This is a genomic window from Geobacter grbiciae (assembly GCF_018531165.1).
GTDB classification, from domain to species: Bacteria; Desulfobacterota; Desulfuromonadia; order Geobacterales; family Geobacteraceae; genus Geobacter; species Geobacter metallireducens.
In genome coordinates this window covers 1-19,365 of sequence record NZ_JAHDIW010000022.1, presented here as the reverse complement: position 1 = coordinate 19,365, position 19,365 = coordinate 1, and the positions used below count along the sequence as shown (strand labels likewise).

15 protein-coding genes are annotated in these 19,365 nt (G+C 62.7%); all 15 read left to right on the top strand.

What is annotated here, in order from left to right:
• Positions 1 to 90: 90 nt before the first annotated feature.
• The 15 genes from KJB29_RS17535 (at position 91) to KJB29_RS17465 (ending at position 19,306) form a co-directional block, all read left to right on the top strand.
• Positions 91 to 2,775, top strand: coding sequence for a 2-oxoglutarate dehydrogenase E1 component (locus tag KJB29_RS17535; RefSeq protein WP_215735625.1), 2,685 nt, complete (start codon positions 91 to 93; stop codon positions 2,773 to 2,775).
• Between the two features lie 87 nt (positions 2,776 to 2,862).
• Positions 2,863 to 4,101, top strand: coding sequence for a glucose-1-phosphate adenylyltransferase (gene glgC / locus KJB29_RS17530; RefSeq protein WP_215735624.1), 1,239 nt, complete (start codon positions 2,863 to 2,865; stop codon positions 4,099 to 4,101).
• Between the two features lie 32 nt (positions 4,102 to 4,133).
• Entirely contained in the window at positions 4,134 to 6,641 is a 2,508-nt protein-coding gene (locus tag KJB29_RS17525; RefSeq protein ID WP_215735623.1) for a glycogen/starch/alpha-glucan phosphorylase, read from the top strand.
• A gap of 38 nt (positions 6,642 to 6,679) precedes the next feature.
• Positions 6,680 to 7,948 (top strand): 2-oxoglutarate dehydrogenase complex dihydrolipoyllysine-residue succinyltransferase, encoded by a 1,269-nt coding sequence (odhB, locus tag KJB29_RS17520; RefSeq protein WP_215735622.1) that lies wholly within the window; start codon positions 6,680 to 6,682, stop codon positions 7,946 to 7,948.
• Positions 7,938 to 8,726: a tetratricopeptide repeat protein gene (locus KJB29_RS17515; RefSeq protein ID WP_215735621.1), complete on the top strand. Its 789-nt coding sequence runs from the start codon at positions 7,938 to 7,940 to the stop codon at positions 8,724 to 8,726. The genes odhB and KJB29_RS17515 overlap by 11 nt, the downstream gene beginning before the upstream one ends.
• Positions 8,727 to 8,788: 62 nt before the next feature.
• Entirely contained in the window at positions 8,789 to 10,198 is a 1,410-nt protein-coding gene (lpdA, locus tag KJB29_RS17510) for a dihydrolipoyl dehydrogenase (RefSeq protein WP_215735620.1), read from the top strand.
• A gap of 176 nt (positions 10,199 to 10,374) precedes the next feature.
• A complete protein-coding gene (locus KJB29_RS17505; protein WP_215735619.1) occupies positions 10,375 to 12,321 on the top strand; it encodes an aconitate hydratase in 1,947 nt (648 codons plus the stop codon).
• A 38-nt stretch (positions 12,322 to 12,359) separates the two neighbouring features.
• Positions 12,360 to 14,036 (top strand): sensor histidine kinase, encoded by a 1,677-nt coding sequence (locus KJB29_RS17500; RefSeq protein WP_215735618.1) that lies wholly within the window; start codon positions 12,360 to 12,362, stop codon positions 14,034 to 14,036.
• Positions 14,037 to 14,057: 21 nt separating this feature from the next.
• Positions 14,058 to 15,278 carry a CHASE domain-containing protein gene (locus KJB29_RS17495; RefSeq protein WP_215735617.1) on the top strand — a complete coding sequence of 407 codons (1,221 nt, stop codon included), beginning with the start codon at positions 14,058 to 14,060 and terminating at the stop codon, positions 15,276 to 15,278.
• Between the two features lie 55 nt (positions 15,279 to 15,333).
• A complete protein-coding gene (pdhA, locus tag KJB29_RS17490; protein WP_215735616.1) occupies positions 15,334 to 16,311 on the top strand; it encodes a pyruvate dehydrogenase (acetyl-transferring) E1 component subunit alpha in 978 nt (325 codons plus the stop codon).
• Complete coding sequence (locus tag KJB29_RS17485; protein ID WP_246561888.1) at positions 16,304 to 17,326, top strand: YbgA family protein; 1,023 nt, start codon at positions 16,304 to 16,306, stop codon at positions 17,324 to 17,326. The genes pdhA and KJB29_RS17485 overlap by 8 nt, the downstream gene beginning before the upstream one ends.
• A gap of 78 nt (positions 17,327 to 17,404) precedes the next feature.
• Entirely contained in the window at positions 17,405 to 17,911 is a 507-nt protein-coding gene (locus KJB29_RS17480) for a hypothetical protein (RefSeq protein WP_215735615.1), read from the top strand.
• 232 nt (positions 17,912 to 18,143) lie between these two features.
• A complete protein-coding gene (locus KJB29_RS17475; protein WP_215735614.1) occupies positions 18,144 to 18,419 on the top strand; it encodes a hypothetical protein in 276 nt (91 codons plus the stop codon).
• Complete coding sequence (locus tag KJB29_RS17470; RefSeq protein WP_215735613.1) at positions 18,400 to 18,747, top strand: hypothetical protein; 348 nt, start codon at positions 18,400 to 18,402, stop codon at positions 18,745 to 18,747. The genes KJB29_RS17475 and KJB29_RS17470 overlap by 20 nt, the downstream gene beginning before the upstream one ends.
• 19 nt (positions 18,748 to 18,766) lie before the next feature.
• Positions 18,767 to 19,306, top strand: a complete 540-nt coding sequence (locus tag KJB29_RS17465; RefSeq protein WP_215735612.1) for a hypothetical protein — start codon at positions 18,767 to 18,769, stop codon at positions 19,304 to 19,306.
• The last annotated feature ends 59 nt before the right edge of the window (positions 19,307 to 19,365 follow it).

Here is a 19,365-nt window from a genome sequence, read left to right as displayed (position 1 = left end):
TTTCCCCGCCCGCCACGGCAATCCCCTCCATTTGAAACCCCACCCCCCTCTGCTATACTTTCGGCGTTATCCCGTCGAGAGGACGCAGCCATGACCATTCTCCCCGGCGCCGACCCGGAGTTCATAGAATCCCTCTACCTGCGGTGGCGCGACGATCCCGTCGCCGTTTCCCCCCAGTGGCATGCCTTCTTCAGCGGGTACGAACTGGGGCGGGGAATTCCCGGCGCGGAAGTCATTCCTCCCGAGCTTGCCGCCAAACAGTCGGCGGTGGATTCCCTCATTTACCGCTACCGGGACCTGGGGCACCTGCTGGCCTGCACCGATCCCCTCTCCCCCTGCAAGCTGGAGCATCCGCTCCTGGCCCTGGACCGCTACGACCTGGGCGAAGAAGATCTTGACCGAACCTTCCATCCCCGGCGCTTCCTGAAAAAGGAGGCCACGCTCCGGGAGATTCTCGATACCCTGCGGGAGACCTACTGCCGCTCCGTGGGGGTGGAGTTCATGCATATCCAGGATCCCGCCGTCCGGAGCTGGCTCATGGGGCGGATGGAGCCGGTCCGCAACCGGCCCGCCTTCTCCCGGGAGGAGAAGCTCCGCATCCTCGGCACGCTCCAGGAGGCGGCCCTCTTCGAGGAGTTCCTCCACCGCAAGTTCCCGGGGCAGAAGCGCTTTTCCCTCGAAGGGGGGGAAAGCCTCATTCCGCTCCTCGATGCCGTGGTCGAACGGGCCGCAGAGCACGGCGTCACCGACCTCATCCTCGGAATGGCCCACCGGGGGAGGCTGAACGTCCTGGCGAACATCCTCGGCAAGCCCCTGGAGAACATCTTTGCCGAGTTTGCCGACAACGAGGGAATTGTGGGGGACGGCGATGTGAAGTACCACAAGGGGTTCTCCAGGGACCGTGAGGTGGCCCCGGGGCGCTCCCTCCACCTCACCATGGCGTTCAACCCCTCGCACCTGGAGGCCGTGGACCCGGTGGTGGAAGGGAAATGCCGGGCCCGCCAGGACTCCGCCGGGACGGGGAGCGACAAGCGGGTGCTCCCGGTCCTGATCCACGGCGACGCCTCCTTCGCCGGCCAGGGGGTGGTTGCCGAGACCCTCAACCTCTCCCAACTGGAGGGGTACCGGACCGGCGGCACCCTTCACATCGTCATCAACAACCAGATCGGCTTCACCACCCTTCCCGCCGATGCCCGTTCGTCCCTCTACGCCACCGACGTGGCCAAGATGGTGGCGTCGCCGGTCTTCCATGTCCACGGCGAGGACCCGGAGGCGGCGGTCCATGTGGTCAAGCTTGCCCTGGACTACCGGCAGGCCTTCGGCGCCGACGTGGTGGTGGAGATCATCTGCTACCGCCGCCACGGCCACAACGAGGGAGACGAACCCTACTTCACCCAGCCCGCCATGTACAGCCTCATCAAGGACCGGCCACCGGTCCACGAACTCTATGCCTCCCGGCTGGCCGAGGAGGGAATCGGCCGGGAGGAGATCGACGCCCGGGCAACAGCCATGGGGCGGCGCCTCGACGCGGCCCTTGCCGCTCCGCCGGGCCCCGTCCCCGGGGGCTTCGAAGGGAAGTGGGAGCGGTACCGGCGTGACTATGCCCCCGTGTCAGTCGAAACCGGTGTTTCCCCGGACATCCTGCGGGACCTGGCCGGCCGGCTTGCTGCCATCCCCGACGGCTTCACCCCCCATCCGAAGGTGGCGGCGCTCCTGGACAGACGGCGGGAGGCGGTGGAGGGGGGAGAGGGGATCGATTGGGGGAACGCCGAGACCCTCGCCTATGCCACGCTCCTGGCAGAGGGGGTCTCCATCCGCCTCTCCGGCGAGGATTCCCGGCGGGGTACCTTCGGCCACCGCCACTCCTTCCTCTACGACATGGCAACGGACGCACACCACGTCCCCCTTGCCGGTGTGGCGGCGGAAGGGGCCGCATTCCATGCCTGGGACAGCATGCTCTCCGAGTTCGCGGTCCTCGGGTTCGAGTACGGTTACTCGGTGGAGGCTCCCGAGTCCCTCGTCATCTGGGAGGCCCAGTTCGGCGACTTCGCCAACGGCGGGCAGGTCATCATCGACCAGTTCATTGCCGGCGGCGAGTCCAAGTGGCAGCGGGTGAGCGGCCTCGTCCTCTTCCTCCCCCACGGCTTCGAGGGGCAGGGGGCCGAGCACTCCAGCGCCCGCATCGAGCGGTATCTGCAACTCTGCGCCGACAACAACATGCAGGTGGCCTACCCCTCCACCCCGGGGCAGCTCTTCCACCTCCTGCGGCGGCAGATGAAGCACCCCTTCCGCAAGCCCCTCGTGGTCTTCACCCCCAAAAGCCTCCTGCGCCACCCGCGCTGCGTCTCGCCACTGGAGGAGCTGGCGGAGGGAGGGTTCCGGGAGGTGATAGCTACCGGTGCAGGGCCGGATAAGGCCAGCCGGCTCATTCTCTGTACGGGGAAGATCTTCTACGACCTTCTGGAACGGCTGGAGCAGGAGAAGCGGGAGGACGTGGCCATCGTGCGGGTGGAGCAGCTCTACCCCCTGCGGTCCGATCTCCTGGGGGAGGTACTGGAGCCGTACCGGGGCGTGGCGGATGTGGCCTGGGTCCAGGAGGAGCCCCGGAACATGGGGGCATGGAGCTTCCTCCGGCCGCACCTGGTGGCAATCCTCGGCGCGGAGCCCCGCTATGTGGGGCGGCCGGAAAACGACGTCCCGGCGGTGGGGTCCCACCGGCTCCACGGGGAGGAGCAGGGGCGGATTGTGGAGGACGCGCTCGGAGCGGATCCCTGACGGGGCTCCTCCGGCAAACCCGGCGATTGACCGTATTATGGCGAGCAGTTCATGTGTATTTTAATTGTGAGCAAGGAGGGTACCATCATGTATGTAACGGGCAATCTTGCGGGGAACACGATAGCGATGGTTCTGGCGGGAGGAAAGGGGGAGCGGCTTGCCCCCCTTACCCTGAGACGGCCGAAGCCGGGCGTGGCCTTTGGCGGGAAGTACAAGATCATCGATTTCGTTCTGAGCAACATGTTCAACTCGGGGATCAAGAAGGTCTACATCCTGACCCAGTACAAGGCATACTCCCTCATGAAGCACATCCGGGAATCATGGGGGAAATGGGCCGGTCTCGGCGAGTTCTTCGTGGCCATATCGCCGGAGACGAGCAGCGAGAGCGAGGAGTGGTTCAAGGGGACCGCCGATGCCATCCATCACTATCTGCGGTTCATTGAATCGTCCGATGCGGACTATGTGGCCATCTTCGGCGGTGACCACATCTACCGGATGGATATCAGCCAGATGATCCATTACCATCGCATGAGCCGCGCGGACATCACCATCGCCGCCCTGGAGGTGCCGTGTGCCGAGGCCAGGAGGTTCGGGGTCTTTTCAGTGGACGATGACAACCGGGTGACGGCATTCGAGGAGAAACCGGCCAATCCCGTCCCCATTCCGGGTCGGGATACCTGCTTTGCCTCCATGGGCAACTACATCTTTTCAACAAGAAGGCTTATCGAGGTTCTGCAGGAGGGGAAGAAGCTCCATGCCGATCTCGATTTCGGCAAGCACGTGATCCCCATGATGCTTGCAAAAAAGGACCGGGTCTTTGCCTATAACTTCAACGACAACCTGATCCCCGGCATGAAGCCCGAGGAAAAAGGGTACTGGAAGGATGTGGGGACCATCGATTCCTACTACGAGGCCAACATGGAGCTGATCCATGTCTCCCCGCAACTGAATCTCTATAACTACAAGTGGCCCATCCTGACCAACCAGGGGAATTACCCGCCGGCGAAGACGGTGTTCGACGAGGATGGCCGCCGTGGCATGAATATCGACTCCTACGTCTGCGCCGGCTGCATAACCAGCGGGAGCGTCGTGCGCCGGTCCATCGTTGGCCCGCTCACCAAGATCAACAGCTACAGCCTCGTGGAGGACTCGATCCTCTTCGAGAACGTCAACGTCGGCAGAAACGTGAAGATCAGAAAGGCGATCATAGACAAGAACATCACCATTCCCGACGGGACCACCATAGGATATGACCACGGGGAAGACCGCCGCAGGGGATATACCGTGACCGAATCCGGCATCGTTGTGGTATCACAGACCGAGTAGATAAAAATTATCGCTGACAGGAGCATGCAAGGATGATTCAGAAGAAAAAAGGCAAGACAGTGCACATCCCGGGACTTACCGACCTCCCCCCCCTGCCGCGGGACGTGCCGAGCCTGATTAATGATTTCCGCCACTACTATACGTACAACCTGGGACGCGACAAGTTCTGCCGGTCGGTCCACTACCACTACAAGGCCCTGGCCCTCGCGGTCCGGGACCGCCTCATGGAGGACTGGAAGAACACCCGTTACTCCTACCTGGACGCCGACTGCAAGCGGGGCTACTACCTGTCGCTGGAGTTCCTCATGGGGCGCGCCCTCGGCAATGCCATGCTGAACCTTGGCGTTACCGATACCGCGGCCAAGGCCCTCATGGACCTGGGCATTGCCATGGAAGACCTGGCCGAGGCCGAAATCGACGCTGGCCTCGGCAACGGTGGCCTGGGGCGCCTGGCGGCCTGCTTCCTCGACAGCTGCGCCACCCTGCAGCTGCCGGTCATGGGGTACGGCATCCGTTACGAGTACGGGATGTTCCGGCAGCGGATCGTGAACGGCCACCAGGTGGAGGAGCCGGACCACTGGCTGCGAAACGGCAACCCCTGGGAGATCGAGCGCCAGGAGTACACCCAGCGGGTCTGCTACGGGGGGCGCACGGAGCGCTACGGGACCGGCGACGGCGGTTTCCGTGTCCGGTGGGTGGATACCCATGACGTGCTGGCCGTTCCCTATGATACGCCGGTGCCGGGGTACACCAACGGCACGGTCAATACCCTGCGGCTCTGGAAGTCGGTCGCCACCGACGCCTTCAACCTGGTTGAATTCAATGCCGGCAGCTACACCGAGTCGGTCGCCGCCAAGAACGAGGCGGAGAACATCACCATGGTGCTCTACCCCAACGACGCCAGCGAGAGCGGCAAGGCGCTGCGGCTGCGCCAGCAGTATTTCCTGGCGTCGGCCAGCCTCCAGGATGTCATTGAACGCTGGGTCGTGATCAGCAAGGGGGATTTCAGCGGTTTTGCCGAGAAGAACTGCTTCCAACTGAACGACACCCACCCCAGCTGCGCCGTGCCGGAGCTGATGCGCCTTCTCATGGACGAGCAGGGGATGGGGTGGGACGAGGCCTGGCGTATCACCACCAGCACCATGGCCTATACAAACCACACCCTCCTCCCCGAGGCCCTCGAGAAGTGGTCGCTCTCCCTGTTCGCCCAGCTTCTGCCGCGCCTTCTGGAGATCATCCTGGAGATTAACGCCCGCTTCCTGGCAGAGGTTGCCAGGCGCTGGCCCGGCGACCATGAGCGGCTCCGCCGCATGTCCCTTATCGAGGAGGGGCCGGTGCCCCAGATCCGGATGGCTTACCTGGCCATTGTCGGCAGCTTTTCCGTCAACGGGGTCGCCGCCCTCCACTCCCAGCTTCTGGCCCAGGGGCTGTTCCGGGACTTCTACGAACTCTGGCCCCACAAATTCAACAACAAGACCAACGGGGTCACGCCACGCCGCTGGCTCGCCTGGTGCAATCCGGGACTGAGCCGGCTCATAACCGAGACCATCGGCGACGGCTGGGTTTCAGACCTCTCGCAGATCGGAAAGATCGCCGCCTTCGCCGACGATCCCGGCTTCCGGAGCCGCTGGCATGCGGTGAAGCGGGCCAACAAGGAGCGTCTGGCGGCCCTGGTCCAGGATAAGTGTGGCGTCGCCTTCGACCCGGAGGCCCTCTTCGACGTGCAGGTGAAGCGGATCCACGAGTACAAGCGCCAGCTCCTCAACATCCTCCACGTCATCCATCTCTATGACCGGATCAAGCGCGGCGACACCGAGGGGTGGACCAACCGGTGCGTCCTCATCGGCGGCAAGGCGGCCCCCGGCTACTTCATGGCCAAGCTCATCATCAAGCTCACCAGCAACGTGGCCCAGGTGGTGAACGCCGACCCCCAGGTGGGAGACCGGCTCAAGGTGGCGTTCCTCCCCAACTACCGGGTAACGGCCATGGAGGTCGTCTGTCCCGGCACCGACCTGTCGGAGCAGATATCCACCGCCGGCAAGGAGGCATCGGGCACCGGCAACATGAAGTTCATGATGAACGGCGCCCTCACCATCGGTACCCTCGATGGCGCCAACATCGAGATTCGGGAAGAGGTGGGGGACGAGAATTTCTTCATGTTCGGGCTCACCGCCGAGGAGGTGGAGGCGGCGCGCAGGGGGTACGACCCCGGTGCCATCATTGAAGCCGACGCTGATCTCGGGCGGGTGATGAACCTGTTGGCGTTCGGCCACTTCAACCTGTTCGAGCCGGGGATCTTCGATCCGATCATCGGTGCAATCACCAGTCCCCATGATCCCTGGATGGTCGCCGCCGACTTCCGCGGCTACGTCAACGCCCAGCAGAGGGTTGCCGCCGCATACCGGGACCGGGAGCGGTGGTCCCGCATGAGCATCATCAACAGCGCCTCCAGCGGCAAGTTCTCCACCGATCGGACCATTCGGGAGTACAACGACGGTATCTGGGGGCTCCAGCCGGTGCCGGTACTTGCCGCAAGGTAACCGGACCTGTTTTTTGTAATGAGAGAGAGGTGTCCCCTATGGAAATAAAGGTTCCGTCAGTGGGCGAATCGGTCTACGAGGCCCTGGTGGGGAAGTGGCTGAAAAAGAACGGCGAGGCGGTCCGGAAGGACGAGCCGGTCTGCGAGATCGAGACCGACAAGATCACCATGGAAATCGACGCCGGGGCCGACGGTGTGCTCACCATCATGGTGCCGGAGGGGGCCACGGTGAAGATCGGCTCCGTCATCGGCATCATCGCGGAAGGGGCCGCTGCGGCCGAAGCGCCCCCTCCTTCCCGGCCCGAAGCCCCGAAGGAGGCGCCTCCCCTGTCGCCGGCGGCCCGGAAGCTGGCTCAGGAGAAGGGGATCAGTCCCGAAACGGTCAAGGGGACCGGACGGGGAGGGCGGGTGACGGTGGATGACCTTTTTGCAGCCGGGACCGGGGACCGGGGACCGGGGACCGGGAAAACCGAAGAACTGCTGAAGGTTGCAGCGGTGGAATCGGGTGAAGCTTTGGCTCCGGCGCCACCTTCCAGTGAAGGTAAGGGCGAAGCGATTGCACAAGGTTTTTCCCCGACCCCCGGTCCCCGGTCCCCGGTCCCGGAAGGCGAGCGCGTTACGCGCTCGCCGATGACCCCCATCCGCAAACGGATCGCCGAACGGCTCCTGGCGGCCCGGCAGCAGACCGCCATGCTCACCACCTTCAACGAGGCGGATCTGGGGCGGGTGATGGAACTGCGGAAGAAGTACAAGGAGCATTTCCAGAAGAAGCACGGCGTCTCCCTCGGTTTCATGTCGTTCTTCGTGAAGGCGTGCGTGGAGGCCCTGAAGGAGTATCCGGCGGTGAACGGCTCCATCGAGGGGGATGACATCGTCTCCCACCACTACTACCATGTCGGCATTGCCATCGGGGCCGAGAAGGGGCTCGTGGTGCCGGTGCTCCGGGACGCCGACCGGCTCTCCTTTGCCGAGATCGAGACGGCCATCGCCGGGTTCGCGGACAAGATCAAGGCCAACCGGCTGGAGCTGTCGGATCTCCAGGGGGGGACCTTCACCATCTCCAACGGCGGGGTTTACGGCTCGCTCCTTTCCACTCCCATTCTCAACCCGCCCCAGAGCGGCGTCCTTGGCATGCACGCCGTCCAGGAGCGCCCCGTGGTCCGCGACGGCCAGATCGTGGCCCGTCCCATGATGTACCTGGCCCTCTCCTACGACCACCGGATCATCGACGGTCGCGAGGCGGTCGGGTTCCTGAAGAAGGTGAAGGAGTATGTGGAAGAGCCCGAGGAACTCTTCCTTGAAGGGTAGATTGACCGCCGCAGTGACCTGCTCACTGCTGGCGGCCCTTCTCCTGGCCGTTCCTGATCCGTCGGCATCGGCCCGGGTCGGCAGGAATGGCAAAACACCGGCGGCACAGGAGTTCGCCCGGACCAGGGGCGCGGCGCAGAGGGGTGACGCCGGCGCCGCCTTCCGGCTTGCCCTGATGTTTCTCGATGGCACGGGCGTTGCGCGTAATCCCGCCGAATCGGTCCGGTTCATGAAGATCGCCGCGGAGCGGGGGCACGTCCGGGCCCAGTACTTCCTGGGCACCCTCTTTCACGAAGGTGTGGGAGTGAAGCAGGACCAGAAGGAAGCCGCCCGCTGGATCGCCAGGGCTGCGGCTGGTGGCAATGCCGAGGCCCAGTATGCCTATGGCCTCCTCCTTCTCTCCGGCGATGGGGTTCCGGTCGACAAGGTGGCAGCCATGGGGTGGCTTGGCAAGGCGTCTCGCCAGGGGAGCAGGGGGGCCCGGGACGTGCTCCGGCAGCTGGTTGCCCTCCCGGGACGCCCCACCGAGATCCGCTCCCTGGAGCCGTCCATTGCGGCGCCCCGTGCCGCGCCTTCGGCCGACGCCGCCGATGGGGGAGCGCATCTTGAAGGGATGGGGGTGATCCTCGACCAGGGGGAGTTCGGCCTCCGGTTTTCCGTTCCCCACCTGAAGGAGGCGATTGCCCCGGTCTATCCGGCATATTCCCCGGACAAGGGGGTCTGGAACCGCATCCAGGGGGGGACGTTCGAAATCATCTACCGGCCGGGTGCAAAGTAGTTCTTCCGCCGGCCTGTTTCCCATTTCAGCAGCGGATACTACAATCATTCCGGGAGGATTCCATGTCTGAAGAGCTTTACGACCTCATTGTCATCGGTGCCGGCCCTGGCGGCTACGTGGCCGCCATCCGCGCGGCCCAACTGGGGATGAGCGTCGCGGTGGTGGAGAAGCGGGACACCCTGGGAGGGGTCTGCCTCAACGAGGGGTGCATTCCCAGCAAGGCGCTCCTGGATTCCTCGGAGCTCTTCGCCCTGGCCAGGGACAGGTTCGCCGGCCACGGCATAGCCATCGATCCGCCGCGGCTCGACCTGGCCCGGATGATGGCCCGCAAGGACGACGTGGTGAAGAAGCTGACCGACGGCGTCGCTTTCCTCTTCAAGAAGAACAAGATTGCACGGGTGCAGGGGACGGCCCGGCTCACGGGCGAGCGGGACGGAGCCCACGGCGTTGACGTTTCGGCATCCGAGGGGACGCAGCAGCTCAGGGGAAAGTGGGTGCTTCTGGCCACGGGAAGCGAGGCGGCGGTGATTCCGTTCATGCCCTTTGACGGTGAAGTGGTGGTGAGCGCCCGGGAAGCCCTCTCCTTCGACCGGGTGCCGGAGCATCTCCTGGTGGTGGGGGCGGGGTACGTCGGCCTGGAGCTCGGCTCGGTCTGGCGGCGGCTCGGAAGCCAGGTGACGGTGGTGGAGATGCTCCCGAAGATGCTCCCCAACACCGACGGCCAGGTGGCCGACACCCTGATGCGCTCCCTGAAAAAGCAGGGGATCGCCTTCCGGATGGAGACCAAGGTGACCGGCTTTGCCAAGCGTGACGGGAAGGGAGTGGTGACCGTGGAGGCGGGGGGCGCCACGGAGGAGATCGTCTGCGACCGGGTGCTGGTGGCGGCGGGGCGGCGTCCCCTCACGGCGGGGCTCGGCCTGGAGGATCTGGGAGTCCGGCTGGAAGCGGGACGGATTACGGTGGACGATAACTACCAGACATCCCTTCGGGGGATTTACGCCGTCGGCGACCTGATCCACGGCCCCATGCTCGCCCACAAGGCCATGGCGGAGGGGGAGGTCTTTGCCGAGCGGCTCACCGGCCAGGCGTCGGTGGTGGACTACGCCTATATCCCTGGTATCGTTTATACGTGGCCCGAGGCAGCAAGCGTGGGGCGGACCGAGGAGGAGCTGAAAGCGGACGGGGTCGAGTACCGCGCCGGCAGGTTCCCCTTCATGGCCAATGGCCGCGCCAAGTGCATGGACGAGACCGAAGGGTTTGTGAAGATCCTCGCTACCCCCGGCACCGGCCGGGTCCTCGGCATCCACGTCATCGGCCCCCGGGCCTCGGACATCATCGCCGAGGCGGTCACGGTCATGACCTACGGCGGCAGCGCCGCCGACATCGCCATGACCTTCCACGCCCATCCGACCCTCTCCGAGGCCATGAAGGAGGCGGCCCTGGATGTGGAGAAGCGGGCGATACACGCGTGAATCCAGAAAATTCATTTGAAACACAGAGCAACAGAGCAACAGAAAAAAATCTTTTTCAGCCGGTTTGAAACCATCGCCCAAAAGTCGAAACAAAAAGACAGAGCGATTTCGAATTTGATTAACTCAGTTGCTCTGTTGCTCTGTGTTATTCCGGTTGCCGTTAAAAGGAGATCCCCATGGGAAAAAATCTCGCAACGAAGATCCTCGAAGCGCACCTCGCGAAGGGTGAGCTGAAGCAGGGCACCGAGATCGCCCTGAAGATCGACCACGCGCTGCTGCAGGACGCCACCGGCACCATGGCCATGCTGGAGTTCATCGCCATGGGGGTCGACCGGGTGAAGGTGGAGCTGGCGGCCCAGTACATCGACCATAACCTCCTCCAGACCGACAACCGCAACGCCGACGACCATATCTTTCTCATGACCGCGGCCCAGCGGTTCGGCATCCACGTCTCCAAGCCGGGGAACGGGGTCTCCCACCAGGTGCATCTGGAGCGCTTCGGCGTGCCGGGCAAGACCATGCTCGGGGCCGACTCCCACACCACCTCCGCCGCGGGCCTTTCCATGATCGCCATCGGCGCCGGGGGGCTCGACGTTTCCCTGGCCATGGCCGGGCATCCCTTTTACCTCCCCTGCCCGAAGATCTGGGGGGTGAAGCTCACCGGCCAGCTCCAGCCCTGGGTCTCGGCAAAGGATGTAATCCTGGAGATGCTCCGCCGCCACACCGTAAAGGGTGGGGTCGGGAAGATTATCGAGTACTATGGCCCCGGGGTGGCGACCCTTTCGGCCACGGACCGGGCCATCATCGGCAACATGGGGGCGGAGCTGGGGGCCACCACCTCCGTCTTCCCCTCGGACCACCGGACCCGGGAGTTCCTGGAGGCCCAGGGGCGCGGCCAGGTCTGGCAGGAGCTTGCCGCCGACCCCGACGCCACCTACGACGAGTACGAAGAGGTCGATCTCGCCACCGTGGAACCCCTCATCGCCCAGCCGTCGTCGCCGGGCAGCGTGGTGCGGGTGGCCGACATCGAGGGGCTCAAGGTGGACCAGGTGCTCGTGGGGAGTTCCGCCAACTCCGCCTTCCGGGACCTCATGACCGTCTGTCGCATTCTGGACGGCCGGCGCATCGCCCCCCACCTCTCCTTCAACGTGAATCCCGGCAGCCGCCAGGTGCTGGAAAACGTGGCGGCCGAAGGGGGGGTGATGATGCTCCTGCTGGCAGGAGCCCAGATCCACCAGCCGGGGTGCCTGGGGTGCATCGGCATGGGGCAGGCCCCGGGGACCAACCAGGTGAGCCTCCGCACCTTCCCCCGCAACTTCCCGGGGCGCAGCGGCACCAAAGACGATCTGGTCTACCTCTGCTCCCCCGAGACGGCGGCCGCCGCCGGCATTTTCGGCGAGGTCACCGATCCCCGTAAACTGGAGAGCCTCATGCCGTGGCCCAACGTCCAGAACCCTGAGAAATACATCCTGGACGACTCCAGCATTATCTTCCCCCTCCCCCCCGAGGAGGCGAAGCGGGTGGAGATCGTCACCGGCCCCAACATCATCCCCTTCCCCGACTTCGACCCCCTCCCCGAAACCCTGGAGGCGGAGGTCATCATCACCGTGGGGGACAATATCTCTACCGACACCATCATGCCGGCCGGCAACAAGGTGCTCCCCTACCGGAGCAACATCCCCGCCATCAGCCAGTTCGTCTTCGAGCATCTGGACCCCGATTTCCACAAGCGGGCCAAGGAGAAGGGGAGCGGCGTGGTCGTTGGCGGGGAGAACTACGGCCAGGGGTCGAGCCGGGAGCATGCGGCCCTGGCGCCGCGCTACCTCGGCATCCGGGCCAAGATCGTCAAAAGCTTCGCCCGGATCCACAAGGCGAACCTGGTGAACTTCGGCATCCTCCCCCTTACGTTCAGAAATCCCGCCGACTACGACCTGGTGAAGCAGGGGGACCGCCTCGTGTTCCCCGATGTGCGCCGGCTCGTGGCCTCCGGCGCGGCCGAGATACCGGTGCAGGTGGGCGGACGGGAGATTGTCACCATTCTGGAGGTCTCCGACCGGCAGCGACAGGAGCTTCTGGCCGGGGGGACCCTGAACTTTGTGAAAAAAGGCGGTACGAAGGGGTAAGGGCATACGGGAAGGGATGAGCCGTGGAGCACAAGCCGGTGAGTCTGAACAGAGCGGCCCTGTGGGCACTGCTGGTATTTTCGCTCTTCATGGGGATAGGCGCGGTGCTTGCCGGAGAGCTGGCGCGCGAGCGGAAGCAGGAGTACCGCCAAACCGTGTCCCAGATTGCCGCCAACGCGGCCCACTCCCTTGAGCATCAGCTTTTTCGCTCCCTGTCGGCCACCAACGCCCTGGCTGCGATCCTCCGGCAACAGGGCAGGATTGAGAATTTCGCCCCCCTGGCGGCGGAGATGATCAAGGTCTACGGCGGCATCGACGCTCTTCAACTGGTGCCCGAGGGGGTCATAACCGAGGTCTACCCCCTGGCCGGCAACGAAAAGGCCGTCGGGTTCGACATCCTCCGGGATCCTGTTCGCAGCTTCGAAGCGCTGCGGGCCATCGAGTCCCGCCGACTTTCCCTCGATGGTCCCTTCGAGCTCAAACAGGGGGGGAAGGCGGTTGTGGGGCGGCAGGCGGTGTTCCTTCCCGACAGCCGGGGAGGCGAGCGGTTCTGGGGGTTTACGGCGGCCATCATCCGGCTGCGGACCCTTATGGACGCCAGCAACCTGAACCTTCTCGCAAAAAACGGCTATGCGTATCGGGTGTCCCGCCTCCATCCCGGCAGCGGTGAAAAAATTGTCTTTGCCCAAGGGGGGGGGACTCTCCTGACAGATCCGGTGGAGTTTGCCTTCGACGTGCCCAACGGGAAATGGGCACTCTCGGTGTCGCCGTCGGGGGGATGGCTCACGCGCTCGGAAATAGTGTGGTACGGCGCCACGGTTATCCTGGTCAGCCTGGCGATGGGGAGCCTCGCCTACCTGTTTCAGCGGCAGCCGGAGCTGTTGCGGAGCGAAGTGGTAAAACGGACGGCCGAGCTCCAGACGGCCAGGGGGCGTCTCGAAGAGGAAGCACGGGAGCGGGCGCGGGTCGAGGAGGAGGTTCGGCGTCTCAATGCCGATCTGGAGCAGCGGGTTGCCGAGAGGACTTCCCAGTTGGCGGCCGTCAACCAGGAACTGGAAGTGTTCACCTATTCGGTTTCCCACGACCTTCGGGCGCCTCTGGACACCATTGAAGGCTTTACCCGGACCATCAGGGAAGAGCACGCCGGCTCCCTGGACGAAAACGGCACGCAGGTCCTGATGCGGATATGCAAGGCGGGTGACCGGATGAAGGAGCTCATCGGCCATCTCCTCGAGCTGTCCCGGGTGAGCGGCGGCGAACTGGTTCGCCAGAGCGTCGATCTTGGCGCCATGGCCCGGGAAATCGCCGCGGATTTCCAGGGGGGCGATCCTGGCCGTTCCGTGACCTTCCGCATTGCCGACAGGGTTGTGGTGTCGGGCGATGCGGGGCTTCTGCGGGTTGCCCTGGAAAACCTCCTGGGCAATGCCTGGAAATATACCGGGGGGAAAGAGGGGGCGCTGATCGAGTTCGGGGTGGAGTCCGAGGAGGGAGAGCGGTTTTTTTTCGTCCGGGACAACGGCGCCGGCTTCGACATGAAATACGCCGACAGGCTCTTCGGCGTGTTCCAACGGCTGCACGGCGCCGCGGAGTTCGAGGGGACCGGCGTCGGTCTGGCCACGGTGCGGCGGATAATCCTTCGCCACGGGGGGCGGATCTGGGCGGAGGGGGCGGTCGGCCGTGGAGCCACCTTCTTCTTTACCCTGGGTGAGGAGTAGTGGCGTGGGGAGGATTCGGCCATGAAGAATGGCGGTCCGATACGGGGGGCGATCCTGCTCTTCGCTTTGTTCCTGGGAGCCGGGTCGGTCTTCGTGCGCCAGGTGGAAGAAGGGCGTTGCCGCGAGCAGCGCCGGAACGTGGCCCAGCTCGCCGCGGGTGCCGCCTTTTCGCTGGAGCGCCAGATATCCGGCTCCCTCTCCGCCACCTACGCCTTTGCCGCCATCCTGCGCCAGGCCGGCACCATTAAGGACTTTGATGCCCTCGCCGCCGAGATGATCCGGACCTACGGCGGTATCAGCAGCCTCCAACTCGCCCCGGCAGGGGTCATTACCACCATCTACCCCCTTGCCGGCAACGAAAAGGCCATAGGCCACGACCTCCTCAACGATCCCCTCCGTCGCGTCGAGGCGCAGCGGGCGATCGAGAGCCGGCAAATGACCCTTGCCGGCCCCTTCGAGCTGAGGCAGGGGGGGGTAGGAGCCGTTGGCAGGCTGGCGGTTTTTCTTCCCGAACCGGACAGGAGGGAGCGTTTCTGGGGGTTCGTCAATGTCTTGATGCGTCTCCCGGACCTCCTCGCCGCAAGCAATCTGGAAGCCCTCGATAAGGGGGAATACGGGTATGAGCTCACCAGGCTCAACCCGGACACGGGCCGGTGGGAATACATTGCCCGCTCCGACGGACCGCTCCCGGCGCCGGTGGAAAGCACCATCGACGTCCCCAACGGCACCTGGAAGCTGGCCGTGGCGCCGAAACGGGGTTGGCAGGTTTCCCCGTTCCTTTACGTGGAATACCTCATGGTTGGCGGCATCAGCGGCATCCTGGCGCTTCTCGCCTATCTCATGCTGAGACAACCGGAAAAGCTCCGCCAGGAGGTTCTCCTGCGGACGGCGGACCTGGAGAAGGCCAACCGGCAGCTGGAGGCGCAAATCCGGGAGCGGCAGCGTGCCGAGGACGAGTTGCGCCGCCTCAATGCCGACCTTGAACTGCGGGTCGCCGAGCGGACGGTGCAGCTCGAGAACTCCAACCGGGAACTGGAGTCCTTCAGCTATTCGGTTTCCCATGACCTGCGGGCCCCCCTGCGGCACATGGAGAGTTTCAGCCGCATCCTTGCGGAAGATCATGCCGGGCAGATCGGCGAAGGGGGGGAGCAGTGCCTGGAGCGGGTCGTGGCGGAAATCCAGCGCATGAAGCTCCACATCGACAGCCTGCTGGAGCAGGCCCAGGTTGAAAGAATACACTGAACTCACCGAGTTTGCCCCCAGGGCGGGCACTGCCCGCCCGGATAGCGAGGTCACCATGGAAGAAAAACTCCGCGCCATTCTTCCCGACGCCGAACTTATCAGGATGTACGAGCAGATGGTCCTTTCCCGCGAGTTCGAGGAGTCCTGCGCCGAGCAGTACACCAAGGGGCACATCACCGGCTTCCTCCACCTTTACAGCGGTCAGGAGGCCGTGGCCGTTGGGGCCACCGCCGGTCTCCACCGGGACGACTACATTCTCTCCGCCTACCGGGAGCACGCCCAGGCCATCGTCCGGGGGGCCGAGCCGCGACGGGTCATGGCCGAGCTCTTCGGGAAGCGGACCGGCATCTGCAAGGGGAAGGGGGGCTCCATGCACCTCTTCGACCCGAATCTCTCCTTCATGGGGGGATACGCCATTGTCGGCGGCCAGTTCCCCATCGCCGTGGGGCTCGCCTTTGCCGCCAAATTCCGGAAGGAGGGGCGGATCGTCGCCTGCTTTTTCGGCGATGGCGCCGCGAACCAGGGGACCTTCCACGAATCCCTCAACTGGGCCCGGCTCTGGGAGTTACCGGTCCTCTTCATCTGCGAGAACAACAGTTACGGCATCGGCACATCGGTGGCGCGGGCCTCGGCACTCCCCGACATCCACCGGCGGACCTGCGGCTACGACATCCCGTCGGAGCGGGTCTACGGCATGGACGTGATCGCGGTGTACGAGGCGGTCAAATGGGCGGCCGAGTGGGTGCGGGAGCACAACCGCCCCTTCCTCATCGAGGCGATCACCTACCGCTTCCGGGGGCACTCCATGTCCGATCCGGGCAAATACCGCAGCCTTGCCGAGGTGGAGCTGTGGAAGAGCCGCGACCCCATCCCGGCCTTCGCGAACCGGCTGGTGGAGGAAGAGATAGCCACCGAGGCCCAGCTGGAGGGGATCAAACAGCAGGCCCTGGTGACGGTTGCCGATGCGGTGAAGTTTGCCGAAGAGTCGCCGTGGCCCGAGGATAGTGAGATATGGGAGGATGTTTATGCCTGAGGCGGTCAAAGGGAATTTCACCAAGTTCCTTGTCGATCGCAACGGCCAGGCGCCTGGGTGGTGCACCAGCGACAGACCGATAAAGGTTGGCGTCAGTTCCTGCCTCCTGGGAGAGAAGGTGCGCTATGACGGCGGCCACAAGCACGATCACTACATAACCGACGTACTGGGCACGTTCTTTACCTTCGTGCCGGTCTGCCCGGAGGTCGGCTGCGGCATGCCGGTCCCTCGCGAGGCAATGCGCCTTGAGGGAGACCCCGAGCATCCCCGGCTCGTGACGAACAAGACCCGCATCGACAAGACGGAACAGATGCGCGCCTTCTGTAAGCAAAAGGTCACGGAATTGGCGGATGAAGAGCTGTGCGGTTTCATCTTCAAGAAAGATTCCCCCAGTTCAGGCCTGTTCCGGGTCAAGGTTCACAACGAGGGGATGCCGGCCAGGAGCGGCAGCGGCCTGTTTGCCGCAGCAGTGGTCAAGTATTTCCCTCTCCTTCCGGCAGAGGAAGAGGGAAGGCTCAATGACGCGGCCATCCGGGAAAATTTCATCGAGCGGATCTTCTGCTACCGCCGCTGGAAGGATTTCCTGCTGGACAGTCCCGACCTGGGCCGCCTGGTGACCTTCCATGCCCGTCACAAGCTGCTCATCCTGGCTCACAGCACCAGCATCTACCGGGAAATGGGAAGCCTAGTGGCGCACGGAAAAGGGATGTCTTGGACCGAGCTGGCCCAAAGCTACGAAGCGCTCTTCATGAAGGCCCTTGCCCTGCATGCCACGGTCAAGAAGAACACCAACGTGCTGATGCACATCATGGGCTATTTCAAGCGGGATCTGAGCGCCGCTGAAAAGGAAGAACTACTCGGGGTAATCAAGGAATATCATGACCGGCTGGTCCCCCTCATTGTTCCGCTTACCCTGGTGAAGCATTATGTCGGCAAGTATGGTCAGAGCTACCTGCAGCAGCAGTACTACCTGTCGCCTCATCCGGCCGAGCTGATGCTGCGCAACCATGTGTGAGCCCTGCACCTCGTCCGCTGCAAAGTTTGTAAGAACAGCTCATGCGATCCGCAGGGCTGTAGCAGAAAGAGACGGACCATGGATCAAAGAAAAGTAGTCGTGGACGACCTCATGCAGAGGAACTACATCTATACCCTGTCAGAACCGGTGGGCATGAATTTCCATCCTGAATTCAAGCCCGAACTGAGGCCAAGGGAGATGCTTGAGCTGGGCGTTTTCGGCGGGAAGTACATGACTGACTGCACCGACGAGTTCCCTGAAGAGTGGTTCACCAATGCCAAGCTCTGTCACGAACGCCACGTTCCCGAATTGAACCATTTCGGCGTCAACGCCTCCAAACCATTGTCCTACTGGCGGGCCAGGGGGTGGATCTATCACGAAGACCCCCGGGGGTGGTTCCAGTGGTACTGCCGCTACTTCATGGGGCGGAGATGTGCGGATGATGCCCGGCAGATCGGCCGGTGGAAAGCCATGAGAAGGCATGTAGCGCAGCTGAGGTTGAATTGTGTTCCGGGAGATCTTGATTGCCGGAGAAAACAGCGCCAGGCATTGTTGCACTGGGCTTACGACAGCCGCAAGATCTGAACGGTCACGTCGAAATGCCCTTGCGGACGGCAATGGTTACCACACCCCGCCGTACCGGTTTTCCGGTAATGCTGCGGTAGACCATGGCCAGGAAGTTGACGGTGACGATCTTAAGAAAATGTAGATGCGATCTCCCATCGTCCGACGTTAGCCGCCAGTGGAGATAGATATCTTGTTGGTTGATATGCGGTGATGTATATTGGTATCAATGATACCGGGGAGGGTGAAATGTATGGGAAGTAGCAGACAAATGGGGCTCAGACTTGATGAAACCGACAGCATGAACCTGAAGCGGATTGCTCAACGGGAAGGACGCAACGAGCAGGACGTGCTCCGGGACTCGTTGCGTATGTACGTGCGGCACGCCGATGAGCAGAAGGAGTTCTTCGATTCGGTTGAGCGGGGCTGGTACGAACTTCGTTCCGGGTTGGGCACGGTCGTTTCGGAAGAAGATGAATTCTTCGATACCTTAAAAAATGAGCTGCGGAATGGCAAAACGTCCGCTTAAGCGTTCGCTGGAATACCAGGCCCGAGTTCGGATGTATGCGGAGAATCTGGCGGAGCGTTACCGGGTTGAGGTGGCGGAGGCGTTTCTGGAGCGGATTGAAACGGCGGAAAAACTCCTCTACTCAAACAACTTTGCCGGCGCCGATGCGCCCTATCTGCTTGCCGGCCAACAGGTGGTGCTGAAAGAGTTGTATGTTGATTCCGGCCCGGTGAAATACTGCATCATCTACGAAGTGACTGAAGAGTACATCGGACTTGTTTCGCTATGGCACGGTGTGGGCTCACGAAAAACAGACATGCTTGTTCGGTTGTGGGGAATGAACAGGTAGAAATGTTCCATTCGGGAGGATGAGCGGTTCACGCGCGTGCGCGCGTGAACCGCTCAATCACGAGTTGAACGACAGGAGAATTATGAGAATATTCGATGAAGAGGAGAAACAGATAATCGACAAAATACTCAACGGCAAAGGGTGCGCAAGGAATTTTGTAAACTTGATCGATAGCCGAAATAATCTCGAAGGCACACGCATCGAAATTGATAAGAAAAATAGAAAAGCAAATTTTTTATTTCAAATACAGCAACAAGAACCAACCGCCGAAGAATGCCAGTGGGGCATTAGCAAACAGACACAACTTACAGAAACTATAATTAAGTATCTAACCTTATTAAGATATTTAGAAAAGGAAGACTTGGCTGTTTTTTTCAACCCCGCAAAAAATAATGAAGAAATCATATGTTTTGGTTTGGGGGCGGTAAATTTGCCTTCTTTCAGTATGTCTATCGATGATCAGAGCGTTGTTGACTTGCTAATAACGTATGTTCACAAAGAAATTATGCCTTCTCCTGCATTGAGAGCACTCGCAAAAAACGGTTCTTTCGTGAATTAGTTGCAGCGTAGATTCAGGAGGAAGGAGATTAGATAGAGGGAAGTACATCGGATTTGACA

What these genes read in the sequence shown, in the direction of transcription:
- KJB29_RS17495 (WP_215735617.1), top strand. Translation starts at nt 14,058, where the DNA reads ATGAAGAATGGCGGTCCGATACGGGGGGCGATCCTGCTCTTCGCTTTG.
- glgC (WP_215735624.1), top strand. Translation starts at nt 2,863, where the DNA reads ATGTATGTAACGGGCAATCTTGCGGGGAACACGATAGCGATGGTTCTG.
- KJB29_RS17480 (WP_215735615.1), top strand. Translation starts at nt 17,405, where the DNA reads ATGGATCAAAGAAAAGTAGTCGTGGACGACCTCATGCAGAGGAACTAC.
- odhB (WP_215735622.1), top strand. Translation starts at nt 6,680, where the DNA reads ATGGAAATAAAGGTTCCGTCAGTGGGCGAATCGGTCTACGAGGCCCTG.
- KJB29_RS17485 (WP_246561888.1), top strand. Translation starts at nt 16,304, where the DNA reads ATGCCTGAGGCGGTCAAAGGGAATTTCACCAAGTTCCTTGTCGATCGC.
- KJB29_RS17505 (WP_215735619.1), top strand. Translation starts at nt 10,375, where the DNA reads ATGGGAAAAAATCTCGCAACGAAGATCCTCGAAGCGCACCTCGCGAAG.
- pdhA (WP_215735616.1), top strand. Translation starts at nt 15,334, where the DNA reads ATGGAAGAAAAACTCCGCGCCATTCTTCCCGACGCCGAACTTATCAGG.
- lpdA (WP_215735620.1), top strand. Translation starts at nt 8,789, where the DNA reads ATGTCTGAAGAGCTTTACGACCTCATTGTCATCGGTGCCGGCCCTGGC.
- KJB29_RS17465 (WP_215735612.1), top strand. Translation starts at nt 18,767, where the DNA reads ATGAGCGGTTCACGCGCGTGCGCGCGTGAACCGCTCAATCACGAGTTG.
- KJB29_RS17535 (WP_215735625.1), top strand. Translation starts at nt 91, where the DNA reads ATGACCATTCTCCCCGGCGCCGACCCGGAGTTCATAGAATCCCTCTAC.
- KJB29_RS17525 (WP_215735623.1), top strand. Translation starts at nt 4,134, where the DNA reads ATGATTCAGAAGAAAAAAGGCAAGACAGTGCACATCCCGGGACTTACC.
- KJB29_RS17470 (WP_215735613.1), top strand. Translation starts at nt 18,400, where the DNA reads ATGGCAAAACGTCCGCTTAAGCGTTCGCTGGAATACCAGGCCCGAGTT.
- KJB29_RS17475 (WP_215735614.1), top strand. Translation starts at nt 18,144, where the DNA reads ATGGGAAGTAGCAGACAAATGGGGCTCAGACTTGATGAAACCGACAGC.